Source organism: Serratia sp. Je.1.23.a (genome assembly GCF_051129805.1).
GTDB lineage: Bacteria > Pseudomonadota > Gammaproteobacteria > Enterobacterales > Enterobacteriaceae > Serratia > Serratia liquefaciens.
The window spans coordinates 95,812-109,813 of record NZ_JBCPSR010000004.1 but is presented as its reverse complement, the minus strand read 5'-3'; the positions used below and the strand labels follow the sequence as shown (position 1 = coordinate 109,813).

The 14,002-nt window shown below is 56.0% G+C and carries 8 protein-coding genes; 1 reads left to right on the top strand and 7 read right to left on the bottom strand.

From position 1 onward, the window contains the following. Positions 1-176: 176 nt before the first annotated feature. From lpdA to pdhR, 4 genes are all read right to left on the bottom strand, one after another. Positions 177-1,601 (bottom strand): dihydrolipoyl dehydrogenase, encoded by a 1,425-nt coding sequence (lpdA, locus tag AAZT04_RS16085; RefSeq protein WP_020828582.1) that lies wholly within the window; start codon positions 1,599-1,601, stop codon positions 177-179. A gap of 233 nt (positions 1,602-1,834) precedes the next feature. Then, complete coding sequence (aceF, locus tag AAZT04_RS16080; RefSeq protein ID WP_048760043.1) at positions 1,835-3,715, bottom strand: pyruvate dehydrogenase complex dihydrolipoyllysine-residue acetyltransferase; 1,881 nt, start codon at positions 3,713-3,715, stop codon at positions 1,835-1,837. A 14-nt stretch (positions 3,716-3,729) separates the two neighbouring features. Continuing rightward, entirely contained in the window at positions 3,730-6,393 is a 2,664-nt protein-coding gene (gene aceE / locus AAZT04_RS16075; RefSeq protein WP_020828584.1) for a pyruvate dehydrogenase (acetyl-transferring), homodimeric type, read from the bottom strand. 165 nt (positions 6,394-6,558) lie between these two features. Continuing rightward, on the bottom strand, positions 6,559-7,323 hold the full coding sequence (pdhR, locus tag AAZT04_RS16070) for a pyruvate dehydrogenase complex transcriptional repressor PdhR (RefSeq protein WP_020828585.1): 765 nt from the start codon (positions 7,321-7,323) through the stop codon (positions 6,559-6,561). A 633-nt stretch (positions 7,324-7,956) separates the two neighbouring features. Here pdhR and AAZT04_RS16065 point away from each other — a divergent pair. After that, positions 7,957-9,336: an amino acid permease gene (locus AAZT04_RS16065; RefSeq protein ID WP_046372651.1), complete on the top strand. Its 1,380-nt coding sequence runs from the start codon at positions 7,957-7,959 to the stop codon at positions 9,334-9,336. Between the two features lie 65 nt (positions 9,337-9,401). Here AAZT04_RS16065 and AAZT04_RS16060 read toward each other — a convergent pair whose 3' ends face one another. From AAZT04_RS16060 to AAZT04_RS16050, 3 genes are read right to left on the bottom strand one after another with little or no spacing between them, the layout of a single operon-like run. Then, positions 9,402-10,640, bottom strand: a complete 1,239-nt coding sequence (locus AAZT04_RS16060; protein WP_434680938.1) for a c-type cytochrome — start codon at positions 10,638-10,640, stop codon at positions 9,402-9,404. Then, positions 10,637-11,191: a (2Fe-2S)-binding protein gene (locus tag AAZT04_RS16055; protein ID WP_116691759.1), complete on the bottom strand. Its 555-nt coding sequence runs from the start codon at positions 11,189-11,191 to the stop codon at positions 10,637-10,639. The genes AAZT04_RS16060 and AAZT04_RS16055 overlap by 4 nt, the downstream gene beginning before the upstream one ends. Beyond that, on the bottom strand, positions 11,188-13,977 hold the full coding sequence (locus tag AAZT04_RS16050) for a xanthine dehydrogenase family protein molybdopterin-binding subunit (RefSeq protein ID WP_434680934.1): 2,790 nt from the start codon (positions 13,975-13,977) through the stop codon (positions 11,188-11,190). The genes AAZT04_RS16055 and AAZT04_RS16050 overlap by 4 nt, the downstream gene beginning before the upstream one ends. Positions 13,978-14,002: the final 25 nt, after the last annotated feature.

The following is a 14,002-nucleotide window of genomic DNA, read 5'->3' as shown; positions in this document are numbered from 1 at the left end:
CGTTTGGCGTGAGCAAAGGCGGTTGGTCGGTTAACGGCAACAGCCTCACGTTGAACGTGATATTCCAGAACAAGTAAGCTACTGGCCGCTCATCGAGCGGCCTTTTACCTGGATGCCGCGCATAAAAAAACGGCCCCTTTTCAGGAGCCGCTTATTCACCTTTCAAACCAGCAGAATTACTTCTTCTTGGCTTTCGGGTTAGGCAGATCGGTGATGCTGCCTTCAAAGATCTCTGCCGCCAAGCCTACGGATTCGTGCAGGGTTGGGTGAGCATGGATAGTCAGCGCGATGTCTTCTGCGTCGCAACCCATCTCGATAGCCAGACCGATTTCACCCAACAGCTCGCCACCGTTGGTGCCGACAATCGCGCCACCGATGATACGGTGAGTTTCTTTGTCGAAAATCAGTTTGGTCATGCCGTCTGCGCAGTCGGAAGCGATAGCACGGCCAGAAGCTGCCCACGGGAAGGTGGAAGTTTCGTAGCTGATGCCTTTTTCTTTCGCTTCTTTCTCGGTCAGACCCACCCAGGCAACTTCCGGCTCGGTGTAAGCGATCGATGGGATCACTTTCGGGTCGAAGTAGTGCTTCATGCCGGCAATAACTTCAGCGGCAACGTGGCCTTCATGCACGCCTTTGTGCGCCAGCATCGGTTGACCGACGATGTCGCCGATAGCGAAGATGTGCGGCACGTTGGTACGCAGCTGTTTGTCGACGTTGATGAAGCCACGCTCGTCAACTTCCACACCGGCTTTACCCGCTTCCAGCAGCTTACCGTTCGGCACGCGGCCGATAGCCACCAGCACCGCGTCATAACGCTGTGGTTCTGCAGGCGCTTTTTTGCCTTCCATAGTGACATAGATACCGTCTTCTTTGGCTTCTACCGCGGTCACTTTGGTTTCCAGCATCAGGTTGAACTGCTTGCTGATACGCTTGGTGAAGACTTTCACCACGTCTTTGTCAGCCGCCGGGATCACTTGGTCAAACATTTCGACAACGTCGATCTGTGAACCCAGCGCATGGTATACGGTGCCCATTTCCAGGCCGATGATACCGCCGCCCATAACCAGCAGACGCTCTGGGACAGTTTTCAGTTCCAGTGCATCGGTAGAGTCCCACACGCGTGGATCTTCATGAGGAATGAATGGCAGTTGGATCGGACGAGAACCTGCAGCGATGATGGCATTGTCGAAGTTGATGGTGGTTGGACCATTTTCGCCTTCAACAACCAGGGTGTTAGCGCCGGTGAACTTGCCCAGGCCGTTAACCACTTTCACTTTACGGCCTTTAGCCATGCCAGCCAGACCGCCGGTCAGCTGATTGATGACTTTTTCTTTCCAGACGCGCACTTTGTCGATGTCAGTTTTCGGCTCGCCGAAAACGATGCCGTGCTCGGCCAGCGCCTTGGCTTCTTCGATCACTTTGGCTACGTGCAGCAGTGCTTTGGAAGGGATACATCCCACGTTCAGGCAAACACCGCCCAGCGTGGAATAACGTTCAACCAGAACGGTTTCAAGACCTAAGTCAGCGCAACGAAAGGCAGCAGAGTAACCTGCCGGGCCCGCCCCAAGTACCACGACCTGAGTTTTAATTTCAGTACTCATCATGACCTCTTAATTGATTGTCCGGCGGGTCAGACGTCATTTTTATTGCTAATCGATCTCATAACGCCCTTCATCCACCGGGACGCTTACACCGCGAGCAGTTTACAGAATTGTTAATAATCTGCAAAGCGTGTTCGAGTGACCCGTGTCTCAACAATTTTGTCGAGTCGTGCAAAAACCGACAAAACTGCTACAGAAGCGATAAGGGCGCAGCATGCTGCGCCCTTTTTTCATTACATCACCATACGGCGGATATCAGCCAGCATGTTGTTGATGATGGTAATAAAGCGCGCACCATCTGCACCATCGATAACACGGTGGTCGAAGGAGAGCGACATTGGCATCATCAGGCGCGGCACGAACTCTTTACCGTTCCAGACTGGCTCCATAGCAGACTTGGAGACACCCAGGATAGCCACTTCCGGCGCGTTCACTATCGGCGCGAAGTGAGTTGTCCCGATACCGCCCAGGCTGGAGATGGTGAAACAGCCACCCTGCATTTCGCCGGCGGTCAGTTTACCGTCACGCGCTTTTTTGGAGATAGCCATCAGCTCACGGGACAGTTCGGTGATGCTCTTCTTGTTCACATCTTTGAATACCGGAACCACCAGGCCGTTTGGCGTATCAACCGCAACACCGACGTTGATGTACTTTTTCAGCGTCAGCTTCTGACCATCTTCGGACAGAGAGCTATTGAAACGCGGCATCTGCTCCAGAGCGGCAGCAACGGCTTTCATGATGAACACCACCGGGGTGAACTTCACATCCAGCTTACGCTTGGCCGCTTCTTCGTTCTGTTGCTTGCGGAAAGCTTCCAGATCGGTGATGTCGGTTTTGTCGAAGTGAGTCACGTGCGGGATCATCACCCAGTTACGGCTCAGGTTGGCACCCGAGATTTTCTGGATGCGGCCCAGTTCAACTTCTTCGATCTCACCGAACTTGCTGAAGTCCACTTTCGGCCATGGCAGCATGCCTGGCAGACCGCCACCGACAGCAGCAGCTGGCGCCGCTTCTGCACGTTTGACCGCGTCTTTCACGTAAGTCTGAACGTCTTCGCGCAGGATGCGGCCTTTACGACCGGTGCCTTTCACTTTCGCCAGGTTTACACCGAACTCACGCGCCAGGCGGCGGATGACCGGGGTGGCATGCACATAAGCGTCGTTCTCGGCGAACTCACCTTTGGCAGCTGGAGCAGCCTGTTTGGCTGGTGCCGCGCTGGCAGCCGGTGCCGGCGCTGCTTCTGCTTTTTGAGCAGGAGCAGCCGCTGGTGCAGCGCCTTCAACTTCGAACACCATGATCAGGGAGCCGGTTTTCACTTTATCGCCGGCGCTGATTTTGATTTCTTTCACGGTACCTGCGAACGGTGCCGGCACTTCCATAGAAGCCTTGTCACCTTCAACGGTGATCAGTGACTGCTCAGCGGCAACTTTGTCGCCCACTTTCACCATCACTTCGGTCACTTCTACTTCATCGCCACCGATATCCGGTACGGCAACGTCTTTGGCCGCAGAGGCAGCCGGTGCCGCTGGAGCAGCAGGCGTTTCAGCCGCAGCCGGAGCGGCAGCAGAAGCTGCGCCAGCCACTTCGAATACCATGATCAGAGAACCGGTGGTGACTTTGTCGCCAGTGCCGATTTTGATCTCTTTCACGGTGCCTGCGAACGGTGCAGGGACTTCCATGGAAGCCTTGTCGCCTTCAACGGTGATCAGGGACTGCTCGGCTTCCACCTTGTCGCCCACTTTCACCAGGATCTCGGTCACTTCCACTTCGTCGGCACCGATGTCCGGTACGGCAACGTCTTTGGCAGCCGCGGCAGCCGGAGCAGCAGGTGCCGCAGCCGGTTTTTCTTCAGCCTTGGCAGCAGGTGCGGCCTGAGCCGCCCCTTCCGCTTCAAAGATCATCAGCAGTTTGCCGGTTTCGGTTTTATCACCGACGGCAACTTTGATCTCTTTAACCACACCCGCCTGCGGGGAAGGGACTTCCATGGAAGCTTTGTCACCTTCAACGGTGATCAGCGATTGTTCAGCTTCAACTTTATCGCCCACTTTCACCAGAATCTCGGTGATTTCCACTTCGTCTGCACCGATGTCCGGTACTTTGATTTCGATAGACATTTCTTCTGTACCTCTTATGCCAGACGCGGGTTAACTTTTTCTGGGTTGATGTCGAATTTCTTAATCGCATCAGCTACCACAGAAGCTTCGATTTCACCGCGTTTAGCCAGTTCACCCAGTGCAGCAACCACAACGTAAGAAGCGTCAACTTCAAAGTGGTGGCGCAGGTTTTCGCGGCTGTCTGAACGACCGAAGCCGTCAGTACCCAGTACGCGATAGTCGCTGGCTGGAACGTAAGTACGAACCTGTTCTGCAAACAGCTTCATGTAGTCGGTAGACGCAACCGCCGGCGCATCGTTCATCACCTGAGCAATGTACGGTACACGTGGAGTTTCGGTTGGGTGCAGCATGTTCCAACGCTCGCAGTCCTGGCCATCACGCGCCAGTTCAGTGAAGGAAGTCACGCTGTAGATGTCAGAACCCACGCCGTAATCGTCTGCCAGGATCTTCGCCGCTTCACGTACGTGACGCAGGATAGAACCTGAACCCAGCAACTGAACCTTGCCTTTGCTGCCTGCCAGAGTGTCCAGCTTGTAGATACCTTTGCGGATACCTTCTTCTGCGCCCTGCGGCATGGCCGGCATGTGGTAGTTTTCGTTCAGCGTGGTGATGTAGTAGTAGACGTTTTCTTGCGCGTCGCCGTACATGCGGACCAGACCGTCATGCATGATCACTGCCACTTCGTATGCATAAGCTGGATCGTAAGAGATACAGTTAGGGATAGTCAGAGACTGAATGTGGCTGTGGCCGTCTTCGTGCTGCAGACCTTCACCGTTCAGGGTGGTACGGCCTGAAGTACCGCCGATCAGGAAGCCGCGCGCCTGTTGGTCGCCTGCTGCCCAGCACAGGTCACCGATACGCTGGAAACCGAACATCGAGTAGTAGATGTAGAACGGAATCATCGGCAGATCGTTGGTGCTGTAGGAAGTCGCTGCGGCCAGCCATGAAGATGCTGCGCCCAGTTCGTTGATGCCTTCCTGCAGGATCTGACCTTTTTCGTCTTCTTTGTAGTAAGCAACCTGCTCACGGTCCTGCGGGGTATATTGCTGACCGTTCGGGCTGTAGATACCGATCTGACGGAACAGACCTTCCATACCGAAGGTACGCGCTTCGTCAGCGATGATTGGAACCAGACGATCTTTGATCGACTTGTTCTTCAGCATCACGTTCAGGGCACGCACGAAGGCGATGGTGGTGGAGATTTCTTTGTTCTGCTCTTCCAGCAGTGAGCTGAAGTCTTCCAGAGCCGGCATTTCCAGCTTCTGGGTGAAGGCTGGCAGACGGGTCGGTACATAACCTTTCAGCGCCTGACGGCGTTCGTGCAGGTATTTGTACTCTTCAGAGTCTTTCTCGAAGGTGATGTACGGCAGTTTTTCGATGTCGGCATCGGCAACTGGCACATTGAAACGATCGCGGAAGTGGTGAACCCCTTCCATGTTCATTTTCTTCACCTGGTGAGCGATGTTTTTACCTTCCGCGGTTTCACCCATGCCGTAACCTTTAATGGTATGGGCCAGGATAACGGTTGGTTTGCCTTGGGTGTCCTGCGCTTTTTTCAGTGCAGCGAAGACTTTCTTCGGATCGTGACCACCGCGGTTCAGCGCCCAGATTTCGTCGTCGGTCATGTCTTTGACCAGGGCGGCGGTTTCCGGGAAGCGGCCGAAGAAGTGCTCACGTACGTAAGCGCCGTCTTTGGATTTGAAGGTCTGGTAGTCGCCGTCCAGGGTTTCGTTCATCAGCTGGATCAGCTTGCCGCTGGTGTCTTTACGCAGCAGTTCGTCCCAACGACCGCCCCAAATCACTTTCAGTACCTGCCAGCCTGCGCCGGAGAAGATACCTTCCAGTTCATTGATGATCTTGCCGTTACCGGTGACTGGGCCGTCCAGACGTTGCAGGTTACAGTTGATGACGAACACCAGGTTGTCCAGTTTCTCACGGGTGGCGATAGTGATCGCACCTTTGGATTCCGGCTCATCCATCTCACCGTCGCCCAGGAAGGCGTAAACGGTTTGAGCAGAGGTGTTCTTCAGGCCACGGTGTTCCAGATATTTCAGGAACTTCGCCTGGTAGATGGCGCTGATTGGGCCCAGGCCCATGGAAACGGTTGGGAACTGCCAGAATTCAGGCATCAGTTTAGGATGCGGGTAAGAAGACAGGCCTTTACCGTGAACTTCCTGACGGAAGTTGTTCATTTGGTCTTCGGTCAAGCGGCCTTCAAGGAAGGCACGTGCGTAAACGCCCGGAGAGATGTGGCCCTGGAAGTAAACCAGATCGCCGCCGTCTTGCTCGTTGCGTGCACGGAAGAAGTGGTTGAAGCAGACTTCATAGAAGGTCGCGGAAGATTGGAAGGAAGCCATGTGGCCGCCCAGGTCCAGATCTTTCTTGGAAGCGCGCAGCACGGTCATTACCGCGTTCCAGCGGATAGCGCTGCGGATACGACGCTCAAGATCCAGGTTACCAGGGTAAGCAGGTTCGTCTTCCACCGCGATGGTGTTGACGTAGTTGTGAGCCGCAGCACCGGCTGCAACGCTAACACCGCCTTTACGGGCTTCACCCAATACCTGATCAATCAGAAACTGAGCTCGCTCAACACCCTCTTCACGGATGACCGATTCGATCGCCTGCAGCCAGTCGCGGGTTTCGATCGGATCCACGTCATTGTTTAAACGTTCTGACATGGTGGTATTCCTTATCTGTCTAATGGTTTGTTTTGGAGCCTGTCTTCCTGTGTTCTGAGGCAAAACACACGAAGACAGGCCCATCAGTTTAGTTGCCGCTTAAATGCTTAACTAAGCACTTCGAACGAAAGCTCCGCAGGCTGGTGTGCCCTGAAGAGAACGCTCTTAATCCTTGCGTTGCTGGAGACGCCGTAGCGATCTCTCGCGCCGAGTATGCTCCCGGCTGAGATCCAGCAAGATTTCCTCGATAAACGCCAAATGGCGGTGCGAGGCTTCACGGGCCTTTTCCGGCTCGCGTGCCACAATCGCCTCAAAAATTCCGGCGCGGTGGCTGCTCACCTTTGCCAACATCTCACGGCGCGAGTAGAGCAATTCAAAGTTCTGACGTACGTTCTGTTCCAGCATCGGCCCCATGCAGCGTAGCAGGTGAAGTAACACAACGTTGTGGGCAGCTTCGGTCACGGCGATTTGATACTGCATGACCGCGTCGGCTTCGGCGTCGAGATCGCCGCTTTCCTGGGCCTGCTGGATCACAATGTGGCAATCGCGGATGCGCGCCAGATCTTCGTCGGTGCCGCGCAACGCCGCGTAATAGGCAGCAATGCCTTCGAGGGCATGACGGGTTTCCAACAGATCGAATTGTGATTCAGGGTGGTCGGCCAACAGTTCAGCCAGAGGATCGCTGAAGCTCTGCCACAGATTAGTTTGCACAAAGGTACCACCGCCCTGACGGCGCAGGAGCAGCCCTTTGGCTTCCAGGCGCTGGATGGCCTCTCTCAGAGAAGGACGGGAAACATCAAATTGTTTCGCCAGCTCGCGCTCCGGTGGCAGTTTTTCGCCTGGACGCAGTGTTCCCTCGAGGATCAGGTGTTCGAGCTGCTGCTCGATAACATCTGACAACTTGGGTTGGCGGATTTTGCTGTAGGCCATGGGTGAATTCTTCTCTGCGAATGGCGCGGAGTCAATTGGTAATACCAATTTCAAAAACGTGACGGTAAAGTAACAAAGTATTCACCTCCTGTCCATATGGGCCTTGATCGAAATCAGGTTACCCGCACATTTTAACACCTCAATACCAGAGCTGCTGCAAACCGCTAACGCACGCTTGGTAATACCATTTACGAGGTAGGTTTTTGATTTAACTTTTGCGAAACCTGCCGTCAGGCAGACTGAAGCATCAAAGGCAGGATTTTATTGCATGTTTATTAAGCTTTAACGAATAGCTATTTGCAGCGCATAAGGTGCGCTCAACCGGTCAATATTTCGCCGAACCAAAGCGACCAGCGCTAAATTATTTTTGCGCATTATGTGATTTGCTGCTTATTTCATGCACTGAATCCCCCCTGCCGTCACACAACCCGCATTTTGTTTCCTAAACTGCTGAAATCTTAATCACTCACCCTATAAAGCAGGTGCAAACTGACGCGCATAACATTATTCTTTGCCAAACGGTAGCGGCTCCGTGGAATTAATAGATATAACGCCGTAAATAAAATAAAACACACATCGTAACCACTGCTTTACAGCATGTGAGTAATTCTGCAACGACAGAGGGTTTCATTGATGGATGGTCAACAGCATGGCGACCAGCTGAAGCGCGGCCTGAAAAACCGCCATATTCAGCTTATTGCTCTAGGGGGCGCTATTGGTACCGGGCTATTTCTCGGGATAGCGCAAACAATAAAAATGGCCGGTCCTTCGGTCATTCTCGGCTATGCCATTGGCGGCTTTATCGCATTTCTGATCATGCGCCAGCTGGGTGAAATGGTAGTGGAAGAGCCGGTTGCCGGTTCGTTTAGCCACTTCGCCTATAAATACTGGGGCAATTTTGCCGGCTTTGCTTCCGGCTGGAACTACTGGGTGCTGTATGTATTGGTGGCGATGGCGGAACTGACCGCGGTCGGTATCTATGTGCAGTACTGGTGGCCGGAGATCCCAACCTGGGTATCGGCGGCGGTCTTCTTCCTGGCCATCAACGCCATCAACCTGGCGAATGTTAAGGTCTACGGCGAGATGGAATTCTGGTTTGCCATCATCAAAGTCGTGGCGATTATCGGCATGATCGTGTTCGGTGCCTACCTGCTGTTCAGCGGCCTGGGCGGCCCGGAAGCCACCGTAACCAACTTGTGGGCACAGGGCGGGTTCTTCCCGAACGGCATCATGGGGCTGGTAATGGCAATGGCGGTGATCATGTTCTCGTTTGGTGGACTCGAGCTGGTGGGTATTACCGCCGCGGAGGCCGACAACCCGCAGAAAAGCATTCCCAAAGCCACCAACCAGGTGATCTACCGCATCCTGCTGTTCTATATCGGCTCACTGACCATTTTGCTGTCGCTGTACCCTTGGGGCAAAGTGGTGGAAGGCGGCAGCCCGTTCGTGCTGATCTTCCACGCGCTGAACAGCAACCTGGTAGCAACCGTGCTGAACATCGTGGTGTTGACCGCCGCCCTGTCTGTGTACAACAGCTGCGTTTACTGCAACAGCCGCATGCTGTACGGCCTGGCGAAGCAAGGCAACGGTCCGAAGAGCCTGCTGAAGGTGGACGGCCGCGGCGTACCGGTTATCGCTATCGCCGTCTCCGCAACGGCCACGGCGTTCTGCGTGCTGATTAACTACCTGATCCCCGGTCGCGCATTCGAATTGCTGATGGCGCTGGTGGTCTCGGCGCTGGTGATCAACTGGGCGATGATCAGCCTGGCGCACCTGAAGTTCCGCGCAGCCAAGAACCGCGAAGGCGTAGAGCCGAAGTTCAAGGCCTTCTGGTATCCGTTCAGCAACTACCTGTGCCTGGTGTTTATGGCCGGTATCCTGGTGATCATGTATCTGACGCCGGGCATTCAAATCTCGGTGTTGCTGATCCCGGTTTGGGTGGCAATTTTGGCCATTGGCTATATCGTCAAGCAACGTAGCCAGCGTGCAATGAGCGCAACCAGCCGCAGCTAGTTCACGCCAAAAACAAAATGGCCCGCAGTGTAAAACTGCGGGCCATTTTTTTAGCCTGACTTAGGCTATTTCTTGCGCAGGACCTTCACCTGCTCGGCGGTGATATCCGCCGGCAAGCCCCCCCAGGTTACGCGCAGATAGTTCACCAGCTCCGCCACTTGCGCATCGTCCAGACGTTCGCCAAAGGCCGGCATGCTCTGCATACTTTCGCCGTTGGGGAATTGCTGCGCCGGTAAACCGTCCAGCACCGAGACAATCAGATTCTTGGCATCCGGTTGGCGCAGCGTGGCGTTATCGCGCATCGCCACCGCTACGTGCGGTTTGCCCTCACCTTCCCGTGCATGGCAGCCGGAGCACTGATCCAGATAGCTGATACGCCCGGTATCGCTGCCCTGGCCGATTTTAATCGGCACTGCGGCCGGCGGCTGTTCACCCATCAGATAGGTCGCCAGTGCTTGATGGTCTTCCGGCGTCAGATGACGGGTGCTGAGATCCACCACCATGTGCATCTCACTGAACGCAGATCCCTGAGTTGCCATCCCGGTTGCCAGGAAACGGTTGAGGTCATCCGGCGTCCAGCCGCGCTGGGCCAATCCGTGCGGCGTGATGTCCGGTGCCATAAAGCGCCCCAAATCGCCCCCCTGCATCGGCTTGCCAAGATTCATCTGCCCCAGCATGCCGCGTGGCGTATGGCATTCTCCGCAGTGACCCAGCGTATCCGCCAGGTAACGGCCGCGTTGCCACTGCGCCGAATTGCCTTGTGAACTGGCTGGCAACGGCGCCTGGCTGCGGAACAGCAGGTTCCAACCGATCAGCGCCATGCGTTGATTAAACGGGAACGGCATGTCGTTTTCAGGAATGGCAACGTCCACCGCCGGTCGGGTCATCAGATAGGCGTAGATATCATCGGCATCCTGGCGTGAAATACCTTTATACGAAGTATAAGGCATCGCCGGGTACAGATGACGCCCGCCCGGTGCCACACCCTGAGTCAGCGCCAGGAAGAAATCGTCTTTGGTCCAGCGGCCAATGCCATGATCGGCCGAAGGCGTCAGGTTACTGCCATAGATAGTGCCGAACGGCGTCTCCAGCGGATAGCCCCCGGCCAAGGGCGCGCCGCCGCTGGCGGTATGGCAGGCGGCGCAGTCGGCGGCCTGCGCCAGATAGCGACCGCGGGCAACCTGTTCCGTGCTGGCGGTTACCTGCTGCACCGGGCCATCGTAACGGCGGTTTTCACGCCACCACAGCACGGCGATGACGATGATGACCACCAGCAGGATCAACAGTGCGAGACGTTTTTTCATTGCGCCGTCTCCTTCAGCAGGCCCGGGGTTTTGAGCACCACGTCACGAACCGCTTCATAGTAACGAACATAGCCGGTACAGCGGCAGATATGGCTGTCCAGCGCCTGTTCAATGGCGCTTTCCAGTTGCTCACGGGCAATGGGTTCACGCTTGAGTTTTTCCACAAAAATGGTGGCGGCGTTGACAAAGCCCGGCGTGCAGTAGCCGCACTGGAAGCTGTAATGCTCCAGAAACGCCTGCTGGATAGGTGACAACTCCACCACTTCGCCCTGCGCATCCACCTTGGCATGCCCCTCTACGGTGCGGACTTTTTTGCCGCTAAAGAAGTGCGCGCCGGTGATACAGGTACGCACCTCTTCGCTGGTACCGCTTGGGTGATCGACAATTGCTACGCAGGCGTGGCAGATACCCTGCCCGCAGCCAAGACGCGAGCCGGTCAGGTCGAGATACTCGTGCAGGAAATCGATCATCATCAGCCCTTCAGGTACGTCGATCGGGCCGTATTGCTTATCGTTGATGGTCAGGGAAATCGGTTGGGTTTTGATGCTCATTGTAATACCTCACGAATATTTTCTGCACGAACGGGCAAATCACGGAAACGGTGGCCAGTGGCGTCGGCGATGGCGTTGACCAGGGCAGCGACCACCGGGATCATCACCACTTCGGCCATGCCTTTGGGCGGATCGGTTTCCGACAGCGCGGGCAGGATGTCATCGGTCTGTTTCCAGACCGCCACATCGCTGGCGCGTGGCAGGTGGTAGCGGTTAAAGTTCCAGGTACCGTTACCGGGCCCGTCTTCGTACAGCGGTAAATATTCGTGCAGTGCATGACCAATTCCCATCGCCAACCCGCCCTGCAACTGGCCGGAAACCAGTTCCGGCACAATCAGGTTGCCGCACTCCATGATCGAATGGTGATTCAGCAGTTCTACCTGGCCGGTGGCGATATCCACCGCCACTTCCGCAAGGGTTCCGACGGCACTGTAATAGGTCACCGCCGCGTTATTGCGTTGAGTCGGGGGATAATAGACCTGATTACGTGGCAGCGTTTTGAACTCGCCACCGGCGTTGCGCACAGCCAGGCCATCAATCGGCAGGCGTTCGCTATTGCCGCTCAGGGTAAAGTCCGCTTCCGCCCACTGCCAGCGGTTGAATACGTGCACCGCCGCGCCTGCGATCCCGCCCATCTGGTAAAGTTGTTTTGCCAGCCGCTCCAGGCTCAACACCTCCATACCGGCAGCGGTCAATCCCCCCTCCACCCAACGCGCATCCTCTCGGCGCACCACTAAAGGTGCCGCCTGGCCGCCACCGGGGCCGGATTGCCAAATGGCCATCGCTGCCGGCCACAGGCCATGATCGAATATCAGCCGCGCCGCTTCGCGCGTACTGTGCGAGAAGTAATACGCCGAGTTGCTGGCGCTGGAAGGTGAGCAGTAGCTTGGCGTCCAGGCCGGATTGGTTTGCAACCGATCCTGATCGGCCTGCGACATAACGTAAGGATCGCCACTGGTAACCATCGGCAGCACTGACCAGTCGGTCACCGAGAAGTGAGCCTCATCTGCCGGTTTGCCCAGCCACTGTGCGCACAACACCGATTGTGAGGTCGACATGCCGGTGCCCATCTCGGCACCGCTGTGATACAGCATAATGCGCCCGTCTTCTCCCAGTTCGACGCGGGCGAATGAAGTTTCGGCACCGGTACCGAAGTCTTTTTGCACGCAGCCAAAGCCTACGCCATAGCGTTTGCCCGGATGCTGGCTTTCAAACTCCGCCTTGCGCTTGGCGCGTTGCAGCCACATCTCATGCTTCGCCGCCTTCTCCAGCACTTCATCGGCGCGAATAGCCCCGGCAGGAATGGCCCCCTGCGTATTTTTCATGCCGGATTTCAGTACGTTGCGCAAACGGAATTCAATCGGGTCAATCTTCAGTTCGGCAGCCAGCTCATCGACCATCATTTCGGTGGCGGCCATGCTTTGCAGCGTGCCGTAACCTCGAGCCGACCCTGCGTCGATAGCGCGCGAAGCCAGCCCCACCGCAGACAAATCGCTTTTCGGGAAGTAATAAATCGACTGCGCCGCGGTCGCCGCCACCATCACCACCGAAGGCGTAAAGTTGCTGCGGCCACCGCCGTCTGCCGTCATCTCACCATGGAATGACTGCAGCACGCCGGTTTGGCGGTTTACCGCAATGCGGTAATTCATGTCGAAGGCATGGCGTTTCAGCGCAGTCTGGAACTGTTCGAAACGGTCGTTGGCCAGCCGAACCGGGTGCCCGTCACCGTACATCGCCGCCACCGCGCCGTAATACGGGAAGTTAAAGTGATCTTTCGAACCGTAACCGACGGTGTAGCATGGGTGCAGAATCAGCTGTTTAACTGGCGGATTGCGTTTTGCCAGCATGCGCGGCATTTCATCGGCCACTTCCTGCGGCGATTGAGTCGGCACCACCAGATGCAACGTTTGCGTCTCGGCATCGAACCAGCCGTTGGCGTTGTCCGGCTCCAGCGCGGAGGTGTCGACGGACTGCGTGGTATAGCGGCGTGACATCACCAGCCACTCATCCGGCGGCGTTTTCAACTCATCGGCAATCATGCCGGCGTAATACATGCCTTCCTGATCCAGCTTGCCGCCTTCGCGTCCTTCCGGCCAGACCGGCAGGTGTTTCTTCATCGAAATCGGGAAAATCGGAGTATCCTTCAGGCTGGAAAAACGGTCGTCATCGAACGGCTTGTCTCCCCCCACCCGCACATAGCGGAAAGTGCCCCAAGGGTCGCGCTGCAGCGGACCGGTTTGCGCCCCGTATTTAATCGTGCCTTCGCGGAATTTCAGCTTGTCTTTGGCAAAGCGGAAACGGGCAAAATCGTGATAAATCAGGATTGCCACCGCTTGGCCCAGGTAAGCCGGGGTTTTGCCAATCGGCAGCAGCATGTCGTCGCCGTAAAATGCCGGGAAGGCCAAACCGTCGCGCGCCAAATCCTCGGCGGTTACCAGCCGATCGGGCTGCAGGTCGTCGCCCAGCAATGAGAGATCGATACCTTCGAACAGCTTGTCTGCTTGAGTGACGCGCAAAATAAAGGCGTGCGCCTGCTGCTGCGGCCAGTGCGGCATATCCACCGCGCGAATATCACGGGCAAAGACCTTCTGCCCCATGACCTTGGCACGGCCATCGATACGAAAACGTATACGTTTCTCGTGGGCATCCCAGTTCGGGGACTGGAGGATCTTCTGCTCAAACAGCGCGGCATAGGCACGGCTGTACAGGGGCGCGAGGTACACGGAGACCCCCGCTATCACGGCGCTTTTGATAAAGCGACGCCGCGACGGGTTGAAATTGCTCATAAAAAGTCCTTTGCATCTTTATTGT